Origin of the sequence: Streptomyces triticagri, from assembly GCF_003429565.1 — a bacterium.
GTDB lineage: Bacteria > Actinomycetota > Actinomycetes > Streptomycetales > Streptomycetaceae > Streptomyces > Streptomyces triticagri.
The window spans coordinates 47,452-66,504 of sequence record NZ_QUAK01000083.1 but is presented as its reverse complement, the minus strand read 5'-3'; the positions used below and the strand labels follow the sequence as shown (position 1 = coordinate 66,504).

Annotated in this window: 19 protein-coding genes; 10 read left to right on the top strand and 9 right to left on the bottom strand. The window is 71.9% G+C overall.

Annotated elements, in window-relative coordinates:
- Positions 1-111: 111 nt before the first annotated feature.
- From DY218_RS15505 to DY218_RS15490, 4 genes are all read right to left on the bottom strand, one after another.
- Positions 112-669 carry a TetR/AcrR family transcriptional regulator gene (locus DY218_RS15505; RefSeq protein ID WP_128556609.1) on the bottom strand — a complete coding sequence of 186 codons (558 nt, stop codon included), beginning with the start codon at positions 667-669 and terminating at the stop codon, positions 112-114.
- A 37-nt stretch (positions 670-706) separates the two neighbouring features.
- Positions 707-1,309, bottom strand: coding sequence for a sugar O-acetyltransferase (locus DY218_RS15500; protein ID WP_233521614.1), 603 nt, complete (start codon positions 1,307-1,309; stop codon positions 707-709).
- Positions 1,310-1,362: 53 nt separating this feature from the next.
- Positions 1,363-2,931: a PTS ascorbate transporter subunit IIC gene (locus tag DY218_RS15495; RefSeq protein WP_128556608.1), complete on the bottom strand. Its 1,569-nt coding sequence runs from the start codon at positions 2,929-2,931 to the stop codon at positions 1,363-1,365.
- 86 nt (positions 2,932-3,017) lie between these two features.
- Entirely contained in the window at positions 3,018-3,830 is an 813-nt protein-coding gene (locus DY218_RS15490) for a PTS sugar transporter subunit IIA (protein ID WP_128556607.1), read from the bottom strand.
- 170 nt (positions 3,831-4,000) lie between these two features.
- Here DY218_RS15490 and DY218_RS15485 point away from each other — a divergent pair, with 170 nt between their 5' ends.
- From DY218_RS15485 to DY218_RS15465, 5 genes are all read left to right on the top strand, one after another.
- Positions 4,001-4,225 carry a DUF6158 family protein gene (locus DY218_RS15485; RefSeq protein ID WP_128556606.1) on the top strand — a complete coding sequence of 75 codons (225 nt, stop codon included), beginning with the start codon at positions 4,001-4,003 and terminating at the stop codon, positions 4,223-4,225.
- Between the two features lie 5 nt (positions 4,226-4,230).
- Complete coding sequence (locus DY218_RS15480) at positions 4,231-4,806, top strand: TIGR03086 family metal-binding protein (protein ID WP_128556605.1); 576 nt, start codon at positions 4,231-4,233, stop codon at positions 4,804-4,806.
- 175 nt (positions 4,807-4,981) lie between these two features.
- Positions 4,982-5,560, top strand: a complete 579-nt coding sequence (locus DY218_RS15475) for a hypothetical protein (protein WP_128556604.1) — start codon at positions 4,982-4,984, stop codon at positions 5,558-5,560.
- 422 nt (positions 5,561-5,982) lie between these two features.
- On the top strand, positions 5,983-7,236 hold the full coding sequence (locus DY218_RS15470; RefSeq protein ID WP_128556638.1) for an aminotransferase class I/II-fold pyridoxal phosphate-dependent enzyme: 1,254 nt from the start codon (positions 5,983-5,985) through the stop codon (positions 7,234-7,236).
- Complete coding sequence (locus tag DY218_RS15465; protein WP_199566744.1) at positions 7,233-8,366, top strand: MBL fold metallo-hydrolase; 1,134 nt, start codon at positions 7,233-7,235, stop codon at positions 8,364-8,366. Before DY218_RS15470 ends, DY218_RS15465 begins: the two co-directional genes overlap by 4 nt.
- On the opposite strand, the gene DY218_RS15460 is transcribed toward DY218_RS15465, so the two are convergent.
- Together DY218_RS15460 and DY218_RS15455 are read right to left on the bottom strand one after the other, a co-directional pair.
- The gene (locus DY218_RS15460; RefSeq protein WP_128556603.1) at positions 8,367-8,990 is read right to left on the bottom strand and encodes a DedA family protein; all 624 of its coding nucleotides are present in this window, start codon (positions 8,988-8,990) and stop codon (positions 8,367-8,369) included.
- Complete coding sequence (locus DY218_RS15455; RefSeq protein ID WP_128556602.1) at positions 8,990-9,763, bottom strand: MBL fold metallo-hydrolase; 774 nt, start codon at positions 9,761-9,763, stop codon at positions 8,990-8,992. The genes DY218_RS15460 and DY218_RS15455 overlap by 1 nt, the downstream gene beginning before the upstream one ends.
- A gap of 126 nt (positions 9,764-9,889) precedes the next feature.
- Between DY218_RS15455 and DY218_RS15450 the strand changes: the two genes are divergently transcribed.
- The 5 genes from DY218_RS15450 to DY218_RS15430 all read left to right on the top strand — a co-directional run bounded on the left by DY218_RS15450 (position 9,890) and on the right by DY218_RS15430 (position 16,053).
- Positions 9,890-10,294, top strand: a complete 405-nt coding sequence (locus tag DY218_RS15450) for a hypothetical protein (protein WP_128556601.1) — start codon at positions 9,890-9,892, stop codon at positions 10,292-10,294.
- A 191-nt stretch (positions 10,295-10,485) separates the two neighbouring features.
- A complete protein-coding gene (locus DY218_RS15445; RefSeq protein ID WP_128556636.1) occupies positions 10,486-12,603 on the top strand; it encodes a phage holin family protein in 2,118 nt (705 codons plus the stop codon).
- Positions 12,604-12,710: 107 nt separating this feature from the next.
- Positions 12,711-13,772, top strand: coding sequence for an ATP-binding protein (locus DY218_RS15440; protein WP_128556600.1), 1,062 nt, complete (start codon positions 12,711-12,713; stop codon positions 13,770-13,772).
- On the top strand, positions 13,769-15,568 hold the full coding sequence (locus DY218_RS15435; RefSeq protein ID WP_128556599.1) for a vWA domain-containing protein: 1,800 nt from the start codon (positions 13,769-13,771) through the stop codon (positions 15,566-15,568). The genes DY218_RS15440 and DY218_RS15435 overlap by 4 nt, the downstream gene beginning before the upstream one ends.
- 59 nt (positions 15,569-15,627) lie before the next feature.
- Positions 15,628-16,053, top strand: a complete 426-nt coding sequence (locus tag DY218_RS15430) for an OsmC family protein (RefSeq protein ID WP_128556598.1) — start codon at positions 15,628-15,630, stop codon at positions 16,051-16,053.
- Between the two features lie 39 nt (positions 16,054-16,092).
- On the opposite strand, the gene narI is transcribed toward DY218_RS15430, so the two are convergent.
- Genes narI through narH form a run of 3 tightly spaced genes read right to left on the bottom strand, consistent with a single transcriptional unit; the run spans position 16,093 to position 19,036 of the window.
- Entirely contained in the window at positions 16,093-16,818 is a 726-nt protein-coding gene (gene narI / locus DY218_RS15425) for a respiratory nitrate reductase subunit gamma (RefSeq protein WP_128556597.1), read from the bottom strand.
- Positions 16,815-17,408, bottom strand: coding sequence for a nitrate reductase molybdenum cofactor assembly chaperone (narJ, locus tag DY218_RS15420; protein WP_128556596.1), 594 nt, complete (start codon positions 17,406-17,408; stop codon positions 16,815-16,817). The genes narI and narJ overlap by 4 nt, the downstream gene beginning before the upstream one ends.
- An 11-nt stretch (positions 17,409-17,419) precedes the next feature.
- The gene (gene narH / locus DY218_RS15415) at positions 17,420-19,036 is read right to left on the bottom strand and encodes a nitrate reductase subunit beta (protein ID WP_128556595.1); all 1,617 of its coding nucleotides are present in this window, start codon (positions 19,034-19,036) and stop codon (positions 17,420-17,422) included.
- Between the last annotated feature and the right edge of the window lie 17 nt (positions 19,037-19,053).

Genomic DNA, 19,053 nt, shown 5'->3' with positions numbered 1-19,053 from the left:
CGGCGCTTGAGATGGGGGTCCCCCCTGCTCGAGCGGAACCGAGAGCTCGGGGGAGGGGTCCGGGGCAGCGCCCTGGAAGCCATGCGCTTGACCGCCGGTCAAAAGATGCCCTCAAACGCCGGACGGCCCTGCCGTCGTGAGTCGCTCGATCGCGTCCAAGGACAAGGAGCGGTCATGCGGCGCGGGATCGAGCGCCCGGTGGATCTGCAGGCCCTCGATGAGCCCGTCGAGCTGACGCGCGGTAGCCGCGTCGAAGTGCAGCTCGAGCGCCCGCCGACTGCGCGCCATCCACGCCTGGGTCAGCTCCCGGAACTCGGGCCGCCGCGCGGCCAGCGTGTACAACTCGTGGGTGAGCACCAGCTCACGACGGCTCTCTGCGGTCGGCGGATGGATCAGATCCGCCACCGCCTCCCGCGCCTCGGCGCGGGACCGCGCCGCACCGAGCCGCTCGTCGAAGCGCGCGGCGATCGTGCCCGCGAAGCGCGAGAACGCCTCCCGCAGCAGCTCGTCCATGCTCTGGAAGTGGTACGTCATCGAGCCGAGCGGCACTCCCGCACGCGCGGCGACCTTGCGGTGCGACGTCCCCGCCACGCCCTCGTCGGCGATCAGATCGAGCGCCGCCTCGATGATCCGCTCCCGCCGGTCGGGGTCCACACGTCCGGTTGCCACTCGCCCTCCAGGTCTGCCGCTGCCGTCCCGTCCGCCGTCACCGAGCCACCGAGGCGGCCCCGAGGGATCGGATCACGCGTGCGGGATTGCCCACGGCCACCACGCCCGCCGGGATGTCCTTGGTGACCACGGACCCGGCACCGATGACACTGTCGTCGCCGATCGTCACACCAGGAAGCACGATCGCGCCGCCTCCCAGCCAGACATTGTCGCCGATCGTGATCGGCAGCGCGGCCTCCAGCTTGTCCCGGCGCTGCTGAGGGTCCAACGGGTGGGTGGGCGTGAGGAGTTGGACGTTCGGTCCGATCTGGCAGTCGCGCCCGATGCGGATCGGTGCGACGTCGAGCGCGGTGAGCGAGGAGTTGACGAACGTCCCCGCCCCCACGGTGATGTAGCTGCCGAAGTCGACGTACAGCGGCGGCTTGACGTAGGCCCCCTCGCCGAGCCCGCCGAGCAGTTCCTCGAGGATGGGGCGGGCGGCGTCCGCGTCCTCGGCGTACGCGGCGAGATAGTCGTTGGTCAGGCGCACTGCGCGCTGCACCTCCCGGAGGATGTCCGGGTCGTCGGCGGCGATGTAGAGATCTCCGGCGAGCATGCGTTCGCGCTGTGTGCGGGGGTCTCCGGCGAAGTAGTCGGTCACGCGCCCGAGCCTACTGCCCTGGGCGTACGACCGTACGCTCGTACGGGGCGGGCTCAGTCCTGATCCGGCGGCGGGGGAGGCGCGGGCGCGCCCGCGGGCGGCGCGAGCTTCCGGTACGTGCGCGGCCCCGCGGCGTCCTCCACCGGCTCCGCGTCCGCCGGCTCCTCCCGGGGCAGCAGGGCGTCGCGGCGCGCACCCGGATCCCAGCCGGTGTCGACGACCCGCTTCTGCATCACGATCGCACCGGTCAGTACGACCACACCGACGAGCAACATCAGCAGCACCGCGCCCACCTCGCCGGCCTTGGCCGCATTGCCGACCAGGATGCCGAACCAGCCGAAGTCCGCGTCGCCGAACGTGGTGTTCTCGTCGCCGAACGCCCCGAGCACCTTCAGGAGCAGAGCCGGCAGGAACGTGATGAGCACACCGTTGAGGAACGCACCGACCGCCGCACCCCGGCGGCCACCCGTCGCATTGCCGTAGACCCCGGCCGCGCCGCCGGTGAAGAAGTGCGGCACCAGGCCGGGCAGCACCAGGGCGAGCCCGAAGGCAGGCTCGAAGATCCAGGTCAGCAGGCCGAGGCTGATCAGTCCGCCGACGAAGCTGCAGATGAAGCCGATGAGCACCGCGTTCTGCGCGTACGGGAAGACGATCGGGGCGTCCAGGGACGGCACCGCACCGGGCACCACCTTGCGTGCGATGCCTTGGAACGCGGGCACCAGCTCGCCCAGGATCGTACGGACACCGAAGAGGATCACCGCGACCGCGATACCGAACTGCAGGCCCTGCATCACCGACTGCATCAGGTAGTTGCCGAGGTCCGTGGCCGCCGTGCCGCCGTCGGCCGCGAAGGCCTTGAAGGCCTCCTCCTCGCCGACCTTGACGACGAAGAGCACGGCCATGATCAGATAGATGAGCAGCATCGACAGCGCGGTCGCGACCATCGAGTCGCGCAGGAAGCGCAGACCCTCCGGCAGGTTCATGTCCTCGGTCGACTTGCTGCGCTTGCCGACCAACTGCCCTGCCGCGCCTGCCGTGATGTAGCCGGCGGTGCCGAAGTGGCCGATGGCCACCGTGTTGTTGCCGGTGACACGCTTCGTCCAGGGGTGTGCGAAGGCCGGCATGGACACCAGCATGATGCCGAGCAGTACGCCGCCCACCAGGACCACGAGCACCGAGGACTGCCCCGCCGTGGCGAGCACCATCGTCAACAGCGTGGCCATGAACAGCATGTGATGGCCGGTCAGAAACACATAGCGCAGCGGTGTGAAGCGGGCGAGCAGCAGGCTGACCGCGAAGCCCACGATCATCAGCCAGGCCACCCGCGAGCCGTACTCGGCCTGGGCGATGCCCACGATCGCCTCGTTGGTGGGGATCACGCCGTGGGCGCCGGTGGCGCCCTGGATCATCTCGCCCAGCGGCGCGAGCGAGGCCACGACGAGTCCCGCACCCGCGCCGATCAGCAGGAAGCCGAGCGTCGCCTTGATCGCACCGCCGATGACCTGACCGGTGCTCTTGCGCAGGGCGATCAGGCCCACCGCGGTGATCAGTCCGATCAGGTACGCCGGTTCGCTCAGGATCTCGTTCACGAGAAACTTCGCGAAGGTCACCAGCCAGTTCATCGCCTCTCCAACCGTCTCGCCGACCCGTCTCGCCGGCCCGTCTCTCCGGCCTGTCCTGCGCGTCCCCGGATGTGCTGCGGGCCGTCCTACACGTCGTAGGTGTCCCTGAGCACCGCGTCCGTCTCGGTCGTACTGGTGAAGTCCTGTACGACCTTGACCGGGACGCCCACGTCACCGAGGGTGCGGGCGATCTCCCGGGACGTCAGGATCGCGACCGCCTCGGACGCCTTGCCCTTGGCCGAGATGGTGTCCGTCGCCTCCACCGTCACGTACTTCGACCAGCCCCAGCGGTCCAGGACCTGCTCGAGGGTGTTCTTCAGAAAGAGGCTGGTGCCGACGCCGTTGCCGCAGACGGTCAGGATCTTGTGCATGCCGTGCGCGGACGCGGCGGGCGCCCTCGCCGCGGGGGCGGCGGGAGCGGAATCCTGAGGTTCGGCCGCGGAGGCGCCCTCCTGCTGCAGGAGTACGGCCCGTACCGCCTCGGGGGTTGCCGCGGTGCGCAGCGCCTCGGACTTGGCGGGGTCGGCGAGCAGCCGGGCGAGCGCGCCCATCGCCGAGGTATGGGCCTCGGAGTCCTGCGCGGCGAGGGCGACCACGAGATCGACCGGGTCGTTCGACTCGTGCCCGAACTCGACCGGTTCGGCCAGGCGGACCCAGGACATCCCGGTGCGCAGCACCGCGGGCGACGGCCGGGCGTGGGCGAAGGCGAAGCCCGGGGCCACCACGATGTACGGGCCGTTCTCCTCGACGTTGCGGATCATCTCCGCGGTGTACTCGGGGGTGCAGGCGCCGGTGTCCTCCATCAGGCCGCCCGCGGCGCGGACCGCCTCGCGCCAGTCCCCGGCCCGTACGTCCAGGCGTATCGCCTCGGTGGGGAGTAGCTCAGTCAGCTGTGCCATGGGCCGGATCCTCGCACACCGCGCGAGGTGCGGCCCGGTGGGCGACGGGCCACGCTTGAGGTGTCCGCAGTGCCCGGCGCGGGCCTTCGCACGTCTTGGTCTCCCCGGGTACGCGCGGCCGCTCCCGGGTACCAGCGGGACAGGAACGGACGACATGGGAAGGGCACGTCATGAGCGGAGTCGATCCGAAGAGTCTGGACGACAAGGAACTCCTCAAGGAGCTCGAGACGATCCACCGCACCCGCCACGACACCCTGCTGCACGGTTCGGACGACGCGCTGCGCGCCCATGACGTACGGACGGCGCAGCTGGAGGGCGAGTATCTGCGCCGCTATCCGCGCCGGCCGGTGGCGGGCGGGCGGACCCGTGACGGCGCACGGGCGCGGGGGGAGTGACCGGCATGGCCCGCACCCAGCTCCTCGACCGGCATGCCGCGGCGCTCGACCTCTTCGCCGACCGGGTGCACCGGGTCGGCGAGGACCAGTGGGACCTTCCCACGCCCTGCACCGAGTGGTCGGTCCGTGATCTCGTCAACCACCTCACGGCGGAACAGCTGTGGGTGCCGTCCCTGGTCCGGGACGGTGCCACCATGGCCGAAGTGGGGGACGCCTTCGACGGTGACGTGGTCGGCGCGGATCCGGCGACCGCCTTCGACACCGCCGCGGAGGGGGCGCGGGAAGTGTTCCGCGAGCCGGGCGCCCTCGACCGTACGGTGCATCTCTCCTTCGGCGATACGCCCTGCGCCCACTACTGCGCCCAGATGGTGACCGACCTGGTGGTGCACAGCTGGGACCTGTCGCGCGGCATCGGGGCGGACGAGCGGCTTCCGGACGATCTGGTCGCGTACGCGGTGCGCGAGGTCACGCCGTACGCCGCGGACCTCGCCAAGAGCGGAGTCTTCGGTCCGGCCGTGGAGCCGCCGGCCGGAGCGGACGTGCAGACGAAACTGCTTGCGCTGCTCGGGCGGAGGGTCTGACCGGGACCGGGACCGGGACCCGGACCGGGGCCGGGGCCGTGGCGTCGGGGCTCACCCGAGCGGCGGCGGGCGTACCGCGAATGGTGCCCTGTCCCGCGCGCGGGACGAAATGCCGGGTTCTGATGGCTGCGTGGCGCGGATTTCTGCGCCCGCACGCCACCGAAGGAGCCCGTCCATGCGCATCGCCCGCGCACTCGCCACCACCGCACTCGCCTCCGCGGCGCTGCTGGCCACCGCGCCCGCGGCCCTCGCGGACACCGCCGAGGTCACGCCCGGCACCGTGCCGCCCGGCGGCACGGTCACCATCTCCGTGTCCTGCGACGCGCCGACCAGCCCGGCGCCGGACACCATCACGGCCGACTCGCAGGCCTTCGAGCTCGGCTCCGTCCAGCTCACGCGGGTGCCGGGGGCCAACTCCGGTGTCGCGGGGCCGGCTTACCGGGGTACGGCGAAGATCGCCGCCGCGGACAAGTTCACCGGCAGTGGGCCGAACGCGGTGGGGCCGCGGTCCACCTGGAGCGTCGACGGCAACTGCCCCGGCGGGGGGCAGTGGAATGCGCGGTTCACCGTTGCCGGTGGGGGTGCGACGGGGACGGCGTCCCCGACTGCGACGCAGCCCGCTGTGCGCGGGGGTGTGGGTGGGAGCTTCACGGACTCCGGTACGACGGTGATCATCGGCGGTGCGCTTGTCGCGTGTGCGATCGGGGCGACGTGTGTGGTTCTCCGCCGGAGGCGGGGCGGAGCCCGCCATTGAGCGGGGTCGGGTCACCCCGGCGCGGCGGCGCCACGTCAGCGCCTTCAGCCCGTCCGGCGTCTGAGGACAAGGCGCGCCAGCGCCAACTCAGCCCGTCCGGCGTTTGAGGACAAGGCGCGCCAGCGCCGGGGCTGTTGAGGTACCACCCACCGGCCGGTGGCGGGTCGCGTTCCAGGCATCGGCCTGGCGGCCTCGTCCTCAAACGCCGGACAGGCTGAAAGATGTCCTCAAACGCCGGACGGGCTGAAATGGAGCCGGACGGGCAGGATCGGTGCCGGGTAAAGCCTGAAGTGGTGCCGGACGGGCAGGATCGGTGCCGGGTAAAGGCTGAATTGCTGCCGGACGGGCTGGATCGGTGAAGGGGAAGGGCCGCCGCAGTCCGGAGCCGTTGAGGGAAGATGACCGCGGACACGGAGGATCGGATGGGACGGTGGGGCGACGCGGCCACGGGGCACGGACCCGTGCGATTCGCGCCCCCCGGACCCGAGCCGGGGCTCCCCGTACTGCCGGAGATCGCCGCCGTACTCGCGGCCGCCGCAGGCCGCAGCGACACCGAACCCCCGGGCGGAGGCCGCCCGTTGCGGGACGCCGCCTGCGGCTACTGGGCGCGTCGCGGCCTGCCCACGGACCACGACTCGGTCGCCGCCGCCCCCGGGGCCCAACCCCTCCTGCTCGCCCTCGCGGCAGCGATCGGCGGCGATGTACTGCTGCCGCGCCCGTGCCCGGCCTGGTGGGCGCCGCAGGTCCGCCTCCTGGGCCGTCAGCCGTACGCCGTTCCGACTCCCGCCGAGTGCGGGGGAGTTCCCGACCCGTACGCCCTCCTGGAGACCGTGCGCCGAGTGCGCTCGGAGGGCGGCGATCCGCGCCTCGTGGTGCTGTCCGTCGCCGACGATCCGACGGCCACCGTGCCACCGCCCGAGGTACTGCACGAGACGGTCGAGGCCGCGCTCGGCGAAGGGCTGCACCTGGTGTCGGACGAGACCTGGCGCGACACCCTGCACCGGCCGCGCGACACCGTGCTGGTCAGCCCGGCCGACATGCGACCGAGCGAGGTCACCGTGATCACCGGGCTCTCCGGCGGCCAGCTGCCCGCCGACTGGCCGGCCGGCATCGCCCGCTTCCCCGCCACCGCGGACGGCGCGGCACTGCGCGCCCGAACTCTCGACGTACTCACCGCACTCGGCGCGTTCGTGGCCGCTCCCGTCGCCGCCGCGGCAGCCCACGCGCTCGGCGAGCCCGCCGCCGTGGTGGAGCGCCTCACCGCGGCGGTCGGCCTGCACGCCCGTGTCGCGGACGCCGTGCACGGAGTCGTACTCGAGGCAGGTGCCCTGTCGAGGCCTCCGCAGGCGGGGCGTCATCTGTACGTGGATCTGGGGCCGTTGGGCGTCGCGCTCGCCGCCCGCGGGGTCACGGACGCGATGGAGCTCGAGGACCACCTCACGGAACGCCTCGGCATGCCGGCACCGGGCGGTCACCGCTTCGGCGACGAACTCGGCGCACTGCGGGTGCGGTTGTCCACCGGACCGTTCCTGGGCGTGGACGGAGAGCAGCGCCTGGCCGCACTCGGCGCCTCCGCGCCGCTCGAACTGCCGCACGTGGAGCGGGCATTGGCCACGCTCGGCACCGTACTCGGTGACCTCAGGTCCGACCGCACACGAGGGGAGCGCCCCCGATGACCCAGCGATCCCACCCACCCTCCGCGGCGGCGACCGGACCGGCGGCAAAGACGGCACCGGCGGCGAAGACGGGACCGGCCACCACGAAAGGCCACCCGACACCGACCGGACCCGCCGCACCCCTCAGTGCGCCACCGGACACTCCTGACACCCCTGCCCGCCCCATCCCGCTCGGCGTCCGCCGAGCCTGGCCCCGGAGCTTCGCCGACCGCCTCACGGCGCCGCTGCCCGGCATCCGAGGTCTGGCCCGCTTCGCCCGGGAGGGCACCGTACGCCCCGGGCCGGGAGCCGAGACCGACATCCCCCAGCTGCCCTTCGAACCGGGCCCGCTGCCCGCCGCAGCCCTCCGCACCGTCGCCGCCACCTGGGTCGGCCACGCGAGCTGGGTGCTGCGGATCGGCGGACTCACCGTGCTCACCGACCCGGTCTGGTCACGGCGCATCCTCGGCACCCCGCCGCGCGTCACCCCGCCCGGGGTCGCCTGGCACGCACTCCCGCCCGTCGATGCGGTGGTCATCAGCCACAACCACTACGACCACCTGGACGCCCCGACCCTCAAACGCCTGCCGCGCTCGACCCCGCTCTTCGTCCCCGCCGGTCTCGGACGCTGGTTCCGCCGCCGGCGATTCAGCTGCGTCACCGAGCTCGACTGGTGGGAGGCGGCCGAACTGCAGGGCGTACGGGTCGAGTTCGTCCCCGCCCACCACTGGTCCAAGCGCAGCCTCACCGACACCTGCCGCAGCCTGTGGGGCGGCTGGCTGCTGGCCGACGGACGGCGCAAGGTGTACTTCGCCGGAGACACCGGCTACGGACACTGGATGGCCGAGATCGGCCGTCGCCACCCGGGGATCGATCTCGCCCTCATGCCGATCGGTGCCTACGACCCGCGGTGGTGGCTGCGCGATGTGCACTGCGATCCGGAGGAGGCGGTCCGGGCGGTGGACGATCTCGGCGCCCGCCGGATGGCGCCGATGCACTGGGGCACCTTCCTGCTGTCCGCGGAGCCGGTGCTCGATCCGCTGCGGCGGGTACGGGCCGCCTGGCTGCGGTCGGGCCGCCCACGCGACGACCTCTGGGACCTCCCCATCGGAGCCTCACGCGTCCTCGAAGATCGGGGAGACGCCGTCTAGCTAGGCCCGGTCCGGCGTCCGGGCGCGGATCTTGCGCCACAGCGTCGGGGCCACACTGATCAGGACGGTGAGCACCACCGCCGCGAGCAAGCCCTCCCAGGGCTCGGCGAACAGCGAGCCGCCCAGGATCCCGATCAGCTGATACGTCGCGGCCCAGGCCAGACAGGCCGGGATGTTCCCACGCAAGAAGCGCCGCAGCGGCCACTCGGCGAGCAGACAGGCCAGCATCACCGGGATACGGCCCGCCGGCACGAGCCTGGAGAGCACCAGGACCGTCACCCCGTGCTCGCGCAGCTTGTGCTGCGCCTGGTCGAGACGGTCCGCCGGCGCGCGGTCGCGCAACGCCTGCAGCCACTTGGAGCCGTTCCGCGACCGCAGGCCGCGCTTCCCGAGCCAGTACAGGCCCGTATCGCCGAGGAAGGCGGCGAAGGACGCGACCAGGAACACCACGAGCAGCCCGAACGGCGACGTCTGATGCATGGCCACCACGGCCGCGGAACTGACCACCGCGCCCGTCGGCACCACCGGCACCAGCGCGCCGATCACGACGAGCAGAAACAGCGACGGATAGCCGACGGCCTGCTGCGTCGACTCCGGCGGCAGCACCGTCACCGTGGGGATCATCACTGGGTGACCTCCGGACGGACGCTCTCGCCGTGCCCGAGCAGATGCACCGCCACCTCCGGCGTCCGCAGCGCCGCCTGCCGTACGAACTCCTCGCCCGGCGCGTGGAACTCGTGCGGCCGCACCGCGTCCAGGCCGATCGGCCAGTACGTGCCGAAGTGCACCGGCACGGCGCTGCGCGGACCGATCCGGGCGAGCGCCTCGGCGGCCCGGCCGGCGTCGAGATGCCCGTGGCCGAGGTGCGGGCCCCAGCCGCCGACCGGAAGGAGCGCCACGTCCACCTCGCCCACCGCCTCCGCCATGGAGTCGAAGAGTCCGGTGTCGCCCGCGAAGTACGTACGGGCCTCACCGCACACCACATATCCGAGCGCGGGCGTCCGGCGCGGACCCACGGGCAGCCGCCGGCCGTCGTGCTGGGCGTGCACGACGCGTATCCGCACGTTGCCGACCGGCACCTCGTCGCCCGGCTCGACCTCGACGAGCCGCAGCCCGGTGAGCCGGCGCAGGCCCGGTACCTGAGCGGGAGCGCCGCGCGGGACCAGGACCGTGGTGCCCGGGGCGAGCCGGGCCATGGAGGCGGGATGCAGATGGTCGGCGTGCAGATGGGAGACCAGGGCCGCGTCCGCGACGGCCGCCTCGGGCGGGGGTACGGCGCCGCGGCGCCGGCGCAGATGCGCGAGACGCCGGACGAACAGCGGATCGGTGAGCAGCCGGGTGCCCGAGTCCTCGACCGTGCAGCTGGCATGGCCCCACCATGTGATCTCCACCGGCACCCACGGCCTCCCATCGCTCTCTCCCTACGAGACTACGGGCGGAGTAGGGTCTGCCGCTGAGGGACCGGCACGCCCCAGGGGCGGCCTCCCCGACGGTCGGGCCGCAGGACGAGGGGACACGAGCGCATGGCCAAGGTCCGGGTGGCGGCCATCGCCAGCCTGACGCCGCTGGAGCGGCTGGACGAGGAGCCGTTCCTGGTGGACTCCCGTGCCCAGCACGCCCAGTGCGCCCGCTGGGCGGAGAAGCGCGGCTATGTGATCACCGCGGAGCTGCTGACCCACGGGCTGCGCTTCGACCACTGCAGTCTGTGGGAGGACGCCGAGGCGGGCCGGGTCGATCTGTTCGTGGCACCCAGCCGCCGGGTGCTCGAGTGCGCCCTGGACTCCGCGGACGCCTTCGCCGCCGAATGCGCCCGGCGCGGACTGCGCCTGGAGACGACCGGCCTGGACGAGCCCGGATACGACGCGACGGCCAAGGCCCGGCTGCACCGCCGGCTGTCCATGCCGACGGCGGGATACGACGGGACCTGAGCAGGGCCGGCTGATCGCCGGGCCGGTGCCTTCGCCGGGCCACTGCCTTCGCCGGGCCGGCGTCGAGCCGTCCGAATCCGGCCGATTGCTGCGCATACCAGCCGGTGTGAGCTGCCCCGCGCGGTCCGTCCCGCCTCGTATGACACGCTGGGCCGAGGGCTCGAAGGCGGTGCCCGGAACGTGAGGTGACAGTGGTCCGGCGGCAGTGGCGGGCGATCGGCAAGGCCCTGTGGCGCGTCGTCGCCGTCTGGGCGGTCAGCACGGTGACCATGCTCGCGCTCGCGGGCATCCTGCCCGACTTCCGGCTGCAGTCCGCCGACGGCGACACCGCCACCCGGATCGGCATCACGGCGGCGCTCGGCGCCGGCGCCTTCGGCCTCCTCGGGGCGCTGGTCTGGCCGATCCTGGTGCGGGCCCTGCTGCTCGTACCGGCGCTCGTACTCGGCCTGCTGGTCTTCTTCCTCAACGGCTCACTGCTTCTGGTGGCCCTGCGTCTGATCCCGGACGGCCGGGGCGAGGCCAATCCCGAGACCGCGGTCGTGGTGGCCGCCGTGATGTCGGCGGTCGCCTCCGCCACCTCCACCGCGCTCGCGGTGCGCGACGACGATGCGTACCGCCGCCGGATCTACCGTCTCGCCGACCGCCGCGGACGGCTCGCCCCGCCTGCGGGCACACAGCCGCCCGGAACCCTCTTCCTGCAGTTGGACGGCGTCGGCCACGACGTGCTGCGGCACGCCGCGGACAGCGGTCTGATGCCGACCGTCGCCGGCCTCATCGAGTCCGGGCACCGGCTGACCCCCTGGCGCACCGACTGGTCCAGCCAGACCGGCGCCAGCCAACTGGCCATCCTGCACGGCACCAACCACGACATCCCCGCCTTCCGCTGGTACGAGAAGGACACCGGGGTGGTGATGGTCTGCAACCGGCCGGCGAGCGCCGCCGAACTGCAGCGGCGTGCCGTGGCCCGCACCGGCCACGGCGGACTGCTGACCGTCGACGGCGCCAGCCGCGGCAACCTCTTCAGCGGGGGAGCGGACCAGTTGGCGCTCGTCCTGTCGATCGCCGCGCGGCGCGGCCGGGCGAACCGCTCCCGGGCCGGGTACTTCGCGTACTTCTCCGATCCGGCCAACGCCGTACGGACCGCCCTGTCGTTCGTCGCCGAAGTCGGCCGGGAGATCGGCCAGTCCGTACGGGCACGGCTGCGCAAGGACCGGCCCCGGGTCGGCCGCGGCGGTCTCTATCCGTTCATCCGGGCCTTCGCGACGGTCGTCGAGCGGGACGTCGTGGTGGCCGCGGTGATCGGGGACATGCTGGCCGGCCGCAGCGCCGTCTACGCCGATCTCGTCGCCTACGACGAGGTGGCCCACCACTCGGGGCCGCGCAGTCGCGACGCGGAGCTGGTGCTGCGGCGCCTCGACCGCTCGCTCGCGCTGATCACCCGGGTCGCCGAGCACGCGCCGCGGGACTACCGGATCGTGCTGCTCTCCGACCACGGGCAGAGCCCTGGCGAGACGTTCCGTGCGCGGTACGGGCTCGGGCTCGGTGACCTGGTGCGGGCCGGGTGCGGGCTGCCGGTGCCGCGGCGGGCGACGCGCACGCACAGCGGTGCCGAGGCGCGGTCCGCGGTGCTCGCGGCGTTGCACCGGCCGGTCGAGGAGGGCGGCGAGGAGCGGGGGCTCAGCCGCCGGGCCGAACCGATCGTGTTGGCCTCCGGCAATCTCGGTCTCGTCTCCTTCCCGGGTGTGCCGCACCGGATGACCCGGGAGGAGATCGACCGTCGCAACCCCGCGCTGCTGACCACGCTGGCGAACCATCCGGGCATCGGCTTTCTGCTGGTACGCAGCGAGGAGCACGGGCCCGTGGTGCTCGGGGCGAGCGGCGCGGAGGTGCGGCTCGCCGAGTTCGCCGGGGATCCGGCCGCGGCGCCGGGGCCGTTGGCGCCGTTCGGGCCGGGGGCAGCCGCGGCGGTGCTGCGGACGGACGGGTTTCCGCATGTCGCGGACATCATGGTCAACTCGGCGTACGACCCCGAGGACGGGGAGGTGTTGGCCTTCGAGGAGCAGATCGGGTCCCACGGGGGGCTCGGGGGCGAGCAGTCTCGGGCGTTTCTTCTGTCACCGGCGGCGTTCTCCGAACCGGTCGCCGGGGGCGGCGAGTTGGTGGGGGCGGAGCAGGTGCACGGGGTGCTGCGGCGGTGGCTGCTCCCTGCGGGGAGTGCGGAGGATTGTCCCGGGGTGCCCCCGGACGGGGTGCAGGATGTCCCCAAACTCCCCCAGACTCCGTCCGGGTGCGACCCCCAGACGGGCTGAATCTGCCGGGTTCGGTGGGTGTGCGCGCGGCGCACGGAAATTGGGCTGCGGCGTCCGCCCCGTAGCGCGCAGACTGGGCACTCCGAATTTTCGAGGAGGGCCCCACCTTGCAGGCTGCCGTGTCCGTGACCCCGTCGCGGGTGCCCGAGTTGTTGCTCGGTCTTGCGACCGTGCGGCCCGTGTTCATCTGGGGGGCGCCCGGGATCGGGAAGTCGTCTCTGGTGCGGGCCTTCGCGGAGTCGCTGGGGCTCGAGTGCGTCAGCCTGCTCGGTACGCAGCTCGCGCCCGAGGACCTGATCGGGGTGCCGCAGATCCGGGACGGCCGCTCCGTGTTCTGCCCGCCCGAGGCCATCGCCCGGGACGAGCCGTACTGCCTCTTCCTCGACGAGTTGAACGCGGCGACGCCCGACGTCCAGAAGGCCTTCTACTCGCTGATCCTCGACCGCAGGATCGGCGGCTACGAACTCCCGGAGGGCTCCCTGGTCATCGGCGCAGGCAACCGCGCCACCGACAACGCCCTGGCCCGCCCCATCGCCTCCGCCCTGGTCAACCGCCTCACCCACATCCACCTCGAGGCCTCCCCGAGCGACTGGCTGACCTGGGCCGCGAACAACGGCATCCACCCCTGGATCACCGACTACCTCACCGACCGGCCCGACCACCTGTGGTCCAAGCCGCCGCGCACCGAGGAGCCGTTCTCCACACCCCGGTCCTGGCACATGCTGTCCGACGCCCTGCACTCCTTCGGACCGGCCCTCGACGAGGAGACCCTGAAGATCGTCGCGCACGGCACGCTGACGCCCGCGCACGCGGTCTCGTTCTGCGGGTACGCCAAGATCGTGCGGCATGCGTACGGCATCGAGGCCATCATCAAGGGCGACGCCTCCTGGCCGCGGCGCCTGGAGGACCGGGACCTGCTCTACTACCTGGCCGACGCGTTCCGCGGCCGACTGATCAAGGATCTGCCCGCCTCCAAGGAGCAGGTCTCCACCGCCGGACGGCAGACCGCGTTCCGCGCCAAGTCGCTGCTCGTGCAGCTCGCCGAGATCTCCGTGGAGGTCGCCCAGACCGTCATCGCCGACGACGCCGACGGCCAGCCGGTGCTGCCCGCCTGGTTCCTGGTGGAGGCCGCCCGCGACCTGCCGCGCCTGGTGGAGGCGCGCCGGTGAGCCGGACCCGTGGCCGCCGGGCGGCGCAGCGCCCCGACCCGGCGGCCGAGGCATTTCTGGAGGGGCTCGCGAAGCTGCGCCGCAATCCGGCGCTCGCCGCCGTCGGCGCCCACTTCTGCCGGGACAAGGACTGCAAGCTGGCCCCGGCGCACGGCCTCGCGCGCGTGGACTCCGACGGCACCGTGCACGTCCACCGCACCCGTCGCGTCGAACCGTCCGAGTGGGCCTGGGCGTTGGCGCACTGTGTGATCCACCTCGGCTTCGGCCACGTACCGGCCGCCCGAGGCGTACGCGTACAGCCCGACCGCTTCGATCTCGCCGCGCGCTGCGCCGTGGTCAACCGCTTCCTGCTCACCTTCCCGGTGGGCAGCCCGCCGGACGACCTGCCCGCCGACTACCCCGGCGGCGAGGAGGAGGAACTCGCGGCCCGCTGGCGGCGCGACGGCATTCCGCCCGACTACCAGGACTGCGGTACGGGAGACCGGGACGGCGACCAACTCCTGCTCACCTGGGGCTCGTTGGACCCGCCGCCGGACTGGCAGCTGGCCTTCGCGCACTCCCTGACCCGCACCATGTCCGAGGCCATGGACGTCGCGGGCGGGCTGCGCGAGTCGGTCGGCGCGGAGGCCGCGCCGCGCCACCCCTGGGGCCAGGCGCTCAACTGGTTCGTCTCGTCGTACCCGCTGCTCGGCGGCATCGCCTCCGGCATGAAGCTGGTCGCCGACGCCGAACTGGCCCGTGCGCACGACATCGCCGTCGCCGCCGTGGACGCCGGAGCCGGCGAGATCTACGTCAATCCGCACGCGAACCTGAGCGCCGAGGAATGGCGCTTCGTGCTCGCCCACGAGATGCTGCACGCCGCCCTGCGGCACGGCGACCGCTGCGGCGCCCGCGACCCGTACCTGTACAACGTGGCGGCGGACTACGTCATCAACGGCTGGCTGGTCGAGATGCAGGTCGGCGACATGCCGGCCGGTCTGCTGTACGACCCGGCGCTCGCGGGCCTGTCCGCCGAGGAGGTCTACGACCGGATCGCCGGCGATCTGCGCCGGATGCGCCGCCTCGCCACCCTGCGCGGCAAGGGCACCGGCGACATCCTCGGCGCTCCGCTGCGCGAGGCGGGGGAGTACGTCGACCTCGACACCTTCTACCGCCGCGGGCTCACCCAGGGCTTCGACCTGCACCGGCAGGGCGAGCGCGGGACGCTGCCCGCCGGCCTGGTGCAGGAGATCCAGGCACTGACCCAGCCACCGCTGCCCTGGGACGCCCGACTGGCCCGCTGGTTCGACGAGTTCGTGCCGAGCCCGCAGCCGGTGCGCACATACGCCAGGCCCGCACGGCGGCAGGCCGCCACCCCCGACATCCCGCGGGCCGGCCGGTACTTCCCGCCCGAGGAGATCCAGCGCTGCACCTTCGGCGTCGTCCTCGACACCTCCGCCTCGATGAACCGCACTCTGCTCGGCAAGGGCCTCGGCGCCATCGCCTCGTACGCCACGGCCCGGGACGTCCCCGCGGCGCGGGTGGTGTTCTGCGACGCGGCCCCGCACGACGCGGGCTATCTGCCGGTGACCGGCATCGCCGACCGGGTGCGGGTGCGCGGCCGCGGCGGCACGGTGCTGCAGCCGGGGATCGATCTGCTGCACCGGGCCGACGACTTCCCGCCGGGCGCCCCCATCCTGGTGATCACCGACGGCGACTGCGACACCCTGCGGGTCCGGCGGGAGCACGCGTACCTGCTGCCGCGTGGCGGACGGCTGCCGTTCACCGCACGGGGGCCGGTGTTCCATGTGACCTGACGCCGGATGTGGTCGGATGGACCGCGTACGGCAGCTCTCCCGAACGAAAGGCATGCATCGTGGCGACCACGCGCAGCGCGCACACCGTCTGGAACGGCAACCTCCTGGAGGGCCAGGGGAAGGTCGCGTTCGACTCCTCCGGGGTCGGCCAGTTCCCCGTCTCCTGGCCCTCGCGCGCGGAGGAGGCGAACGGCAAGACCAGCCCCGAGGAGCTGATCGCCGCCGCGCACTCCAGCTGCTTCTCGATGGCGCTGTCCGCCGGGCTCACGAAGGCGGGCACGCCTCCGACGAAGCTGGTGACCCAGGCGGAGGTCACGTTTCAGCCCGGTACGGGCATCACGGGGATCCACCTGAGTGTGGAGGGGGACGTGCCGGGTCTCGACGAGGACGGGTTCCTGGAGGCGGCACAGGGTGCCAAGGCCAACTGCCCGGTCAGCCAGGCGCTTTCCGGCACGGACATCACGCTGAGTGCGAAGCTGAGCTGACGCAGTCGCCGGAGGGGCTCATCTCTCGAGCCCCTCCGGTCAGGACCCCGTCCGCTCCCACCCCCGCCGCTCCGGCCGCGGCCCCAACTGCGACTCGTCGCGACTGCGGTACACGACATACGGCCGGAACAGATACTGCACCGGCGCGCTGAACATATGGACGAGCCGCGTGAACGGGATCAGCGCGAACAGCACAAGCGCCATCACCACATGGATCTGATACGTCAGCGGCACCCCCACCATCAGCTCCGTCTTCGGCTGCAGTGTGAACAGGCTCCGCACCCAAGGCGCAATGGATTCGCGGTAGTTGTAGCCGTGGTCGAACGTCGAGTTGGTGAGCTTGGCCCACATCCCCATCACGAGCGATCCGAAGAGGACCACGTACATCAGCTTGTCGTTCGCCGTGGTCGCCCGGAACACCGGCGCCTTGGTGCGCCGCCGGTAGATCAGCATCACGATGCCGGCCACCGCGAGCACCCCGGCCACCGTCCCGCCGTAGAGGGAGATGACGTGGTACGCGTGCTCCTTGAGCCGCACCGCGTCCGTCCACGACTCCGGGATGAACAGGCCCATCAGATGGCCGACGAGCACGAAGAGGATCCCGTAGTGGAACATCGGCGATGCGATGTTCAGGAGCTTCGACTCGTACACCTGTGAGGAGCGGGTCGTCCAGCCGAACTTGTCGTAGCGGTAGCGCCACACCGTGCCGGCGATGAGCAGGGCCACCGCGACGTACGGCAGCACACCCCAGAGCAGCGTCCTCATGAGTTCTCTCCGGTCAGTACGGGCAACAGGCGTGCGGCGCCGAAGGGTTCGAGTCCGACGTCCTCGCGCGGCGGCCCGCCGCGGGCGAGCGCATGGGCCTCGGCGCGGTCCTTCGGCGTGGGTCCTGGCAGGGTGGCGCACACCGCGTCGAGCACGCCGGCGTACGGGGTGCCGTGGTCGGTGAGGGCGAGCCGCAGTAGTTCGAGGCCCGGCCGGTACTCCTCCAGGAGCACCGGCCCGGCCTGCGCGGTGAATTCGAGGACCGCCGGCAGGAAGTCCGGGAGCTCCTCGCCGGTGAACTCCAGGCCGTGCTCCCGGTACACCTCCTTGAACTGCACCAGGGTCATGCCGCGGCGCCGGGTGTCACCGTCGCGCCACCAGCTCAGATACAGGCTGTGCCGGTTCTTGAAGTCGAAGACGCCGACGTAGTGGGCGGCCAGTTCGCCGGGTCCGGACTGCTCGGCGAAATCGACGAACTCCCCCAGTTCCGGGGCCGCTTGGCGGACCAGGGGGAGCCCGGACCAGAAGGCGCCGTCGGGGTAGCCGAGGCAGTGCGCTGCCGCCTGGTACAGCACGGCGTGTCGGTTCACGAGCTCTCCTTTCACGAGCCCTCCTTGATGTCCTCGACGCGCGGTTCCTCGTCGGCGGTTTGCTTGTCCCGCAGGCGGTGGAAGTTCTCGATCGTCACCAGGGGCAGGTTCTTGCGCCCGGAGTCCTGGCCGAAGGGACCCTCGCCGCCCATGCCGGGCCCGTCCTCGTAGTCGAGACTGCAACTGTCCGGCAGTGCGGACTCCTCGAGGCGCTGCGCGTCCCCGACCGCCGCCGTCGGGATCACATAGCGGTCCTCGTACTTGGCGATCGCGAGCAGCCGGTACATCTCCTCGATCGTGCGCGCGTCCATCCCGACCGACTCTGCGATCGACGGATCGGGCTGCTCGCCGAGATTCACCGCCCGCATGTGCGAGCGCATCGCGGCGAGCTTCGTCAACGAGGCCCGTACGGGGGCGACATCACCCGCCGTGAAGATCTCCGCCAGATACTCCAGCGGGATGCGCAGGGTGTCGATCGCGCCGAAGAGATTGCCCGCCTCCTCGCCGTCGAAGCCGGTCTCGGTGAGCGCGTCCACCACCGGCGACAGCGGCGGGATGTACCAGACCATCGGCATCGTCCGGTACTCCGGATGCAGCGGAAGCGCCACCTTGTACGTGCTGATCAGGGCGCGCACGGGGGAGCGGCGGGCGGCCTCGATCCAGTCGTGCGCGATCCCCGCCCGCTCCGCCTCGCGCCGCACCTCGGGGTCCTCCGGATCGAGGAACACCCCCAACTGGGCCTCGTACAGGGCCTTGTCGTCCTTGGTGGAGGCCGCGGCGGTGACCTTGTCCGCGTCGTAGAGGATCACCCCGAGGTAGCGGAGCCGGCCCACGCAGGTCTCCGAGCACACCGTGGGCAGGCCCACCTCGACCCGCGGGTAGCACATCGTGCACTTCTCGGCCTTGCCGGTGCGGTGGTTGAAGTACACCTTCTTGTACGGGCAGCCGGTGACGCACATCCGCCAGCCGCGGCACTGGTCCTGGTCGACCAGGACGATGCCGTCCTCGCTGCGCTTGTACATCGCCCCCGACGGGCAGGACGCCACGCACGACGGGTTCAGACAGTGCTCGCAGATCCGCGGCAGATAGAACATGAAGGTCTGCTCGAAGGCGAACTTCACCTTGTCCGCGGCCTGTTGGCGGGTCTTCTCCACCATCGGGTCCTGGCCGCCGTGCTCGGTGGCGCCGCCCAGATTGTCGTCCCAGTTCGAGGACCACTCGATCTTCATGGGTTTGCCGCTGATCAGCGAGCGCGGCTCGGCCACCGGATAGTCGTCACCGAGCGGTGCGTCGGTGAGGTTCTTGTACTCGTACGTCCAGGGCTCGTAGTAGTCCTTGATCTCCGGCAGCTTCGGGTTGGAGAAGATGCCGGCGAGCTTCTTGAGGCGGCCGCCGTTCTTGAGCTTGAGAGCGCCGCGCTTGTTGAGCGTCCAGCCGCCCTTCCACTGCTCCTGGTCCTCGTAACGCCGTGGATAGCCCTGCCCCGGGCGGGTCTCCACGTTGTTGAACCAGACGTACTCCATGCCGGTGCGGTTGGTCCATGCCTGCTTGCAGGTGACCGAGCAGGTGTGGCACCCGATGCACTTGTCGAGGTTCATGACCATCGCGATCTGTGCCATGACACGCATAGTTCGAGCTGCTCCCC

Coding starts and splice junctions, on each gene's coding strand:
- DY218_RS15495 (WP_128556608.1), bottom strand. CDS start 2,931: ATGAACTGGCTGGTGACCTTCGCGAAGTTTCTCGTGAACGAGATCCTG.
- DY218_RS15470 (WP_128556638.1), top strand. CDS start 5,983: ATGGGACGGTGGGGCGACGCGGCCACGGGGCACGGACCCGTGCGATTC.
- narH (WP_128556595.1), bottom strand. CDS start 19,036: ATGCGTGTCATGGCACAGATCGCGATGGTCATGAACCTCGACAAGTGC.
- DY218_RS15485 (WP_128556606.1), top strand. CDS start 4,001: ATGAGCGGAGTCGATCCGAAGAGTCTGGACGACAAGGAACTCCTCAAG.
- DY218_RS15465 (WP_199566744.1), top strand. CDS start 7,233: ATGACCCAGCGATCCCACCCACCCTCCGCGGCGGCGACCGGACCGGCG.
- DY218_RS15480 (WP_128556605.1), top strand. CDS start 4,231: ATGGCCCGCACCCAGCTCCTCGACCGGCATGCCGCGGCGCTCGACCTC.
- narI (WP_128556597.1), bottom strand. CDS start 16,818: ATGAGGACGCTGCTCTGGGGTGTGCTGCCGTACGTCGCGGTGGCCCTG.
- DY218_RS15475 (WP_128556604.1), top strand. CDS start 4,982: ATGCGCATCGCCCGCGCACTCGCCACCACCGCACTCGCCTCCGCGGCG.
- DY218_RS15490 (WP_128556607.1), bottom strand. CDS start 3,830: ATGGCACAGCTGACTGAGCTACTCCCCACCGAGGCGATACGCCTGGAC.
- DY218_RS15450 (WP_128556601.1), top strand. CDS start 9,890: ATGGCCAAGGTCCGGGTGGCGGCCATCGCCAGCCTGACGCCGCTGGAG.
- DY218_RS15460 (WP_128556603.1), bottom strand. CDS start 8,990: ATGATCCCCACGGTGACGGTGCTGCCGCCGGAGTCGACGCAGCAGGCC.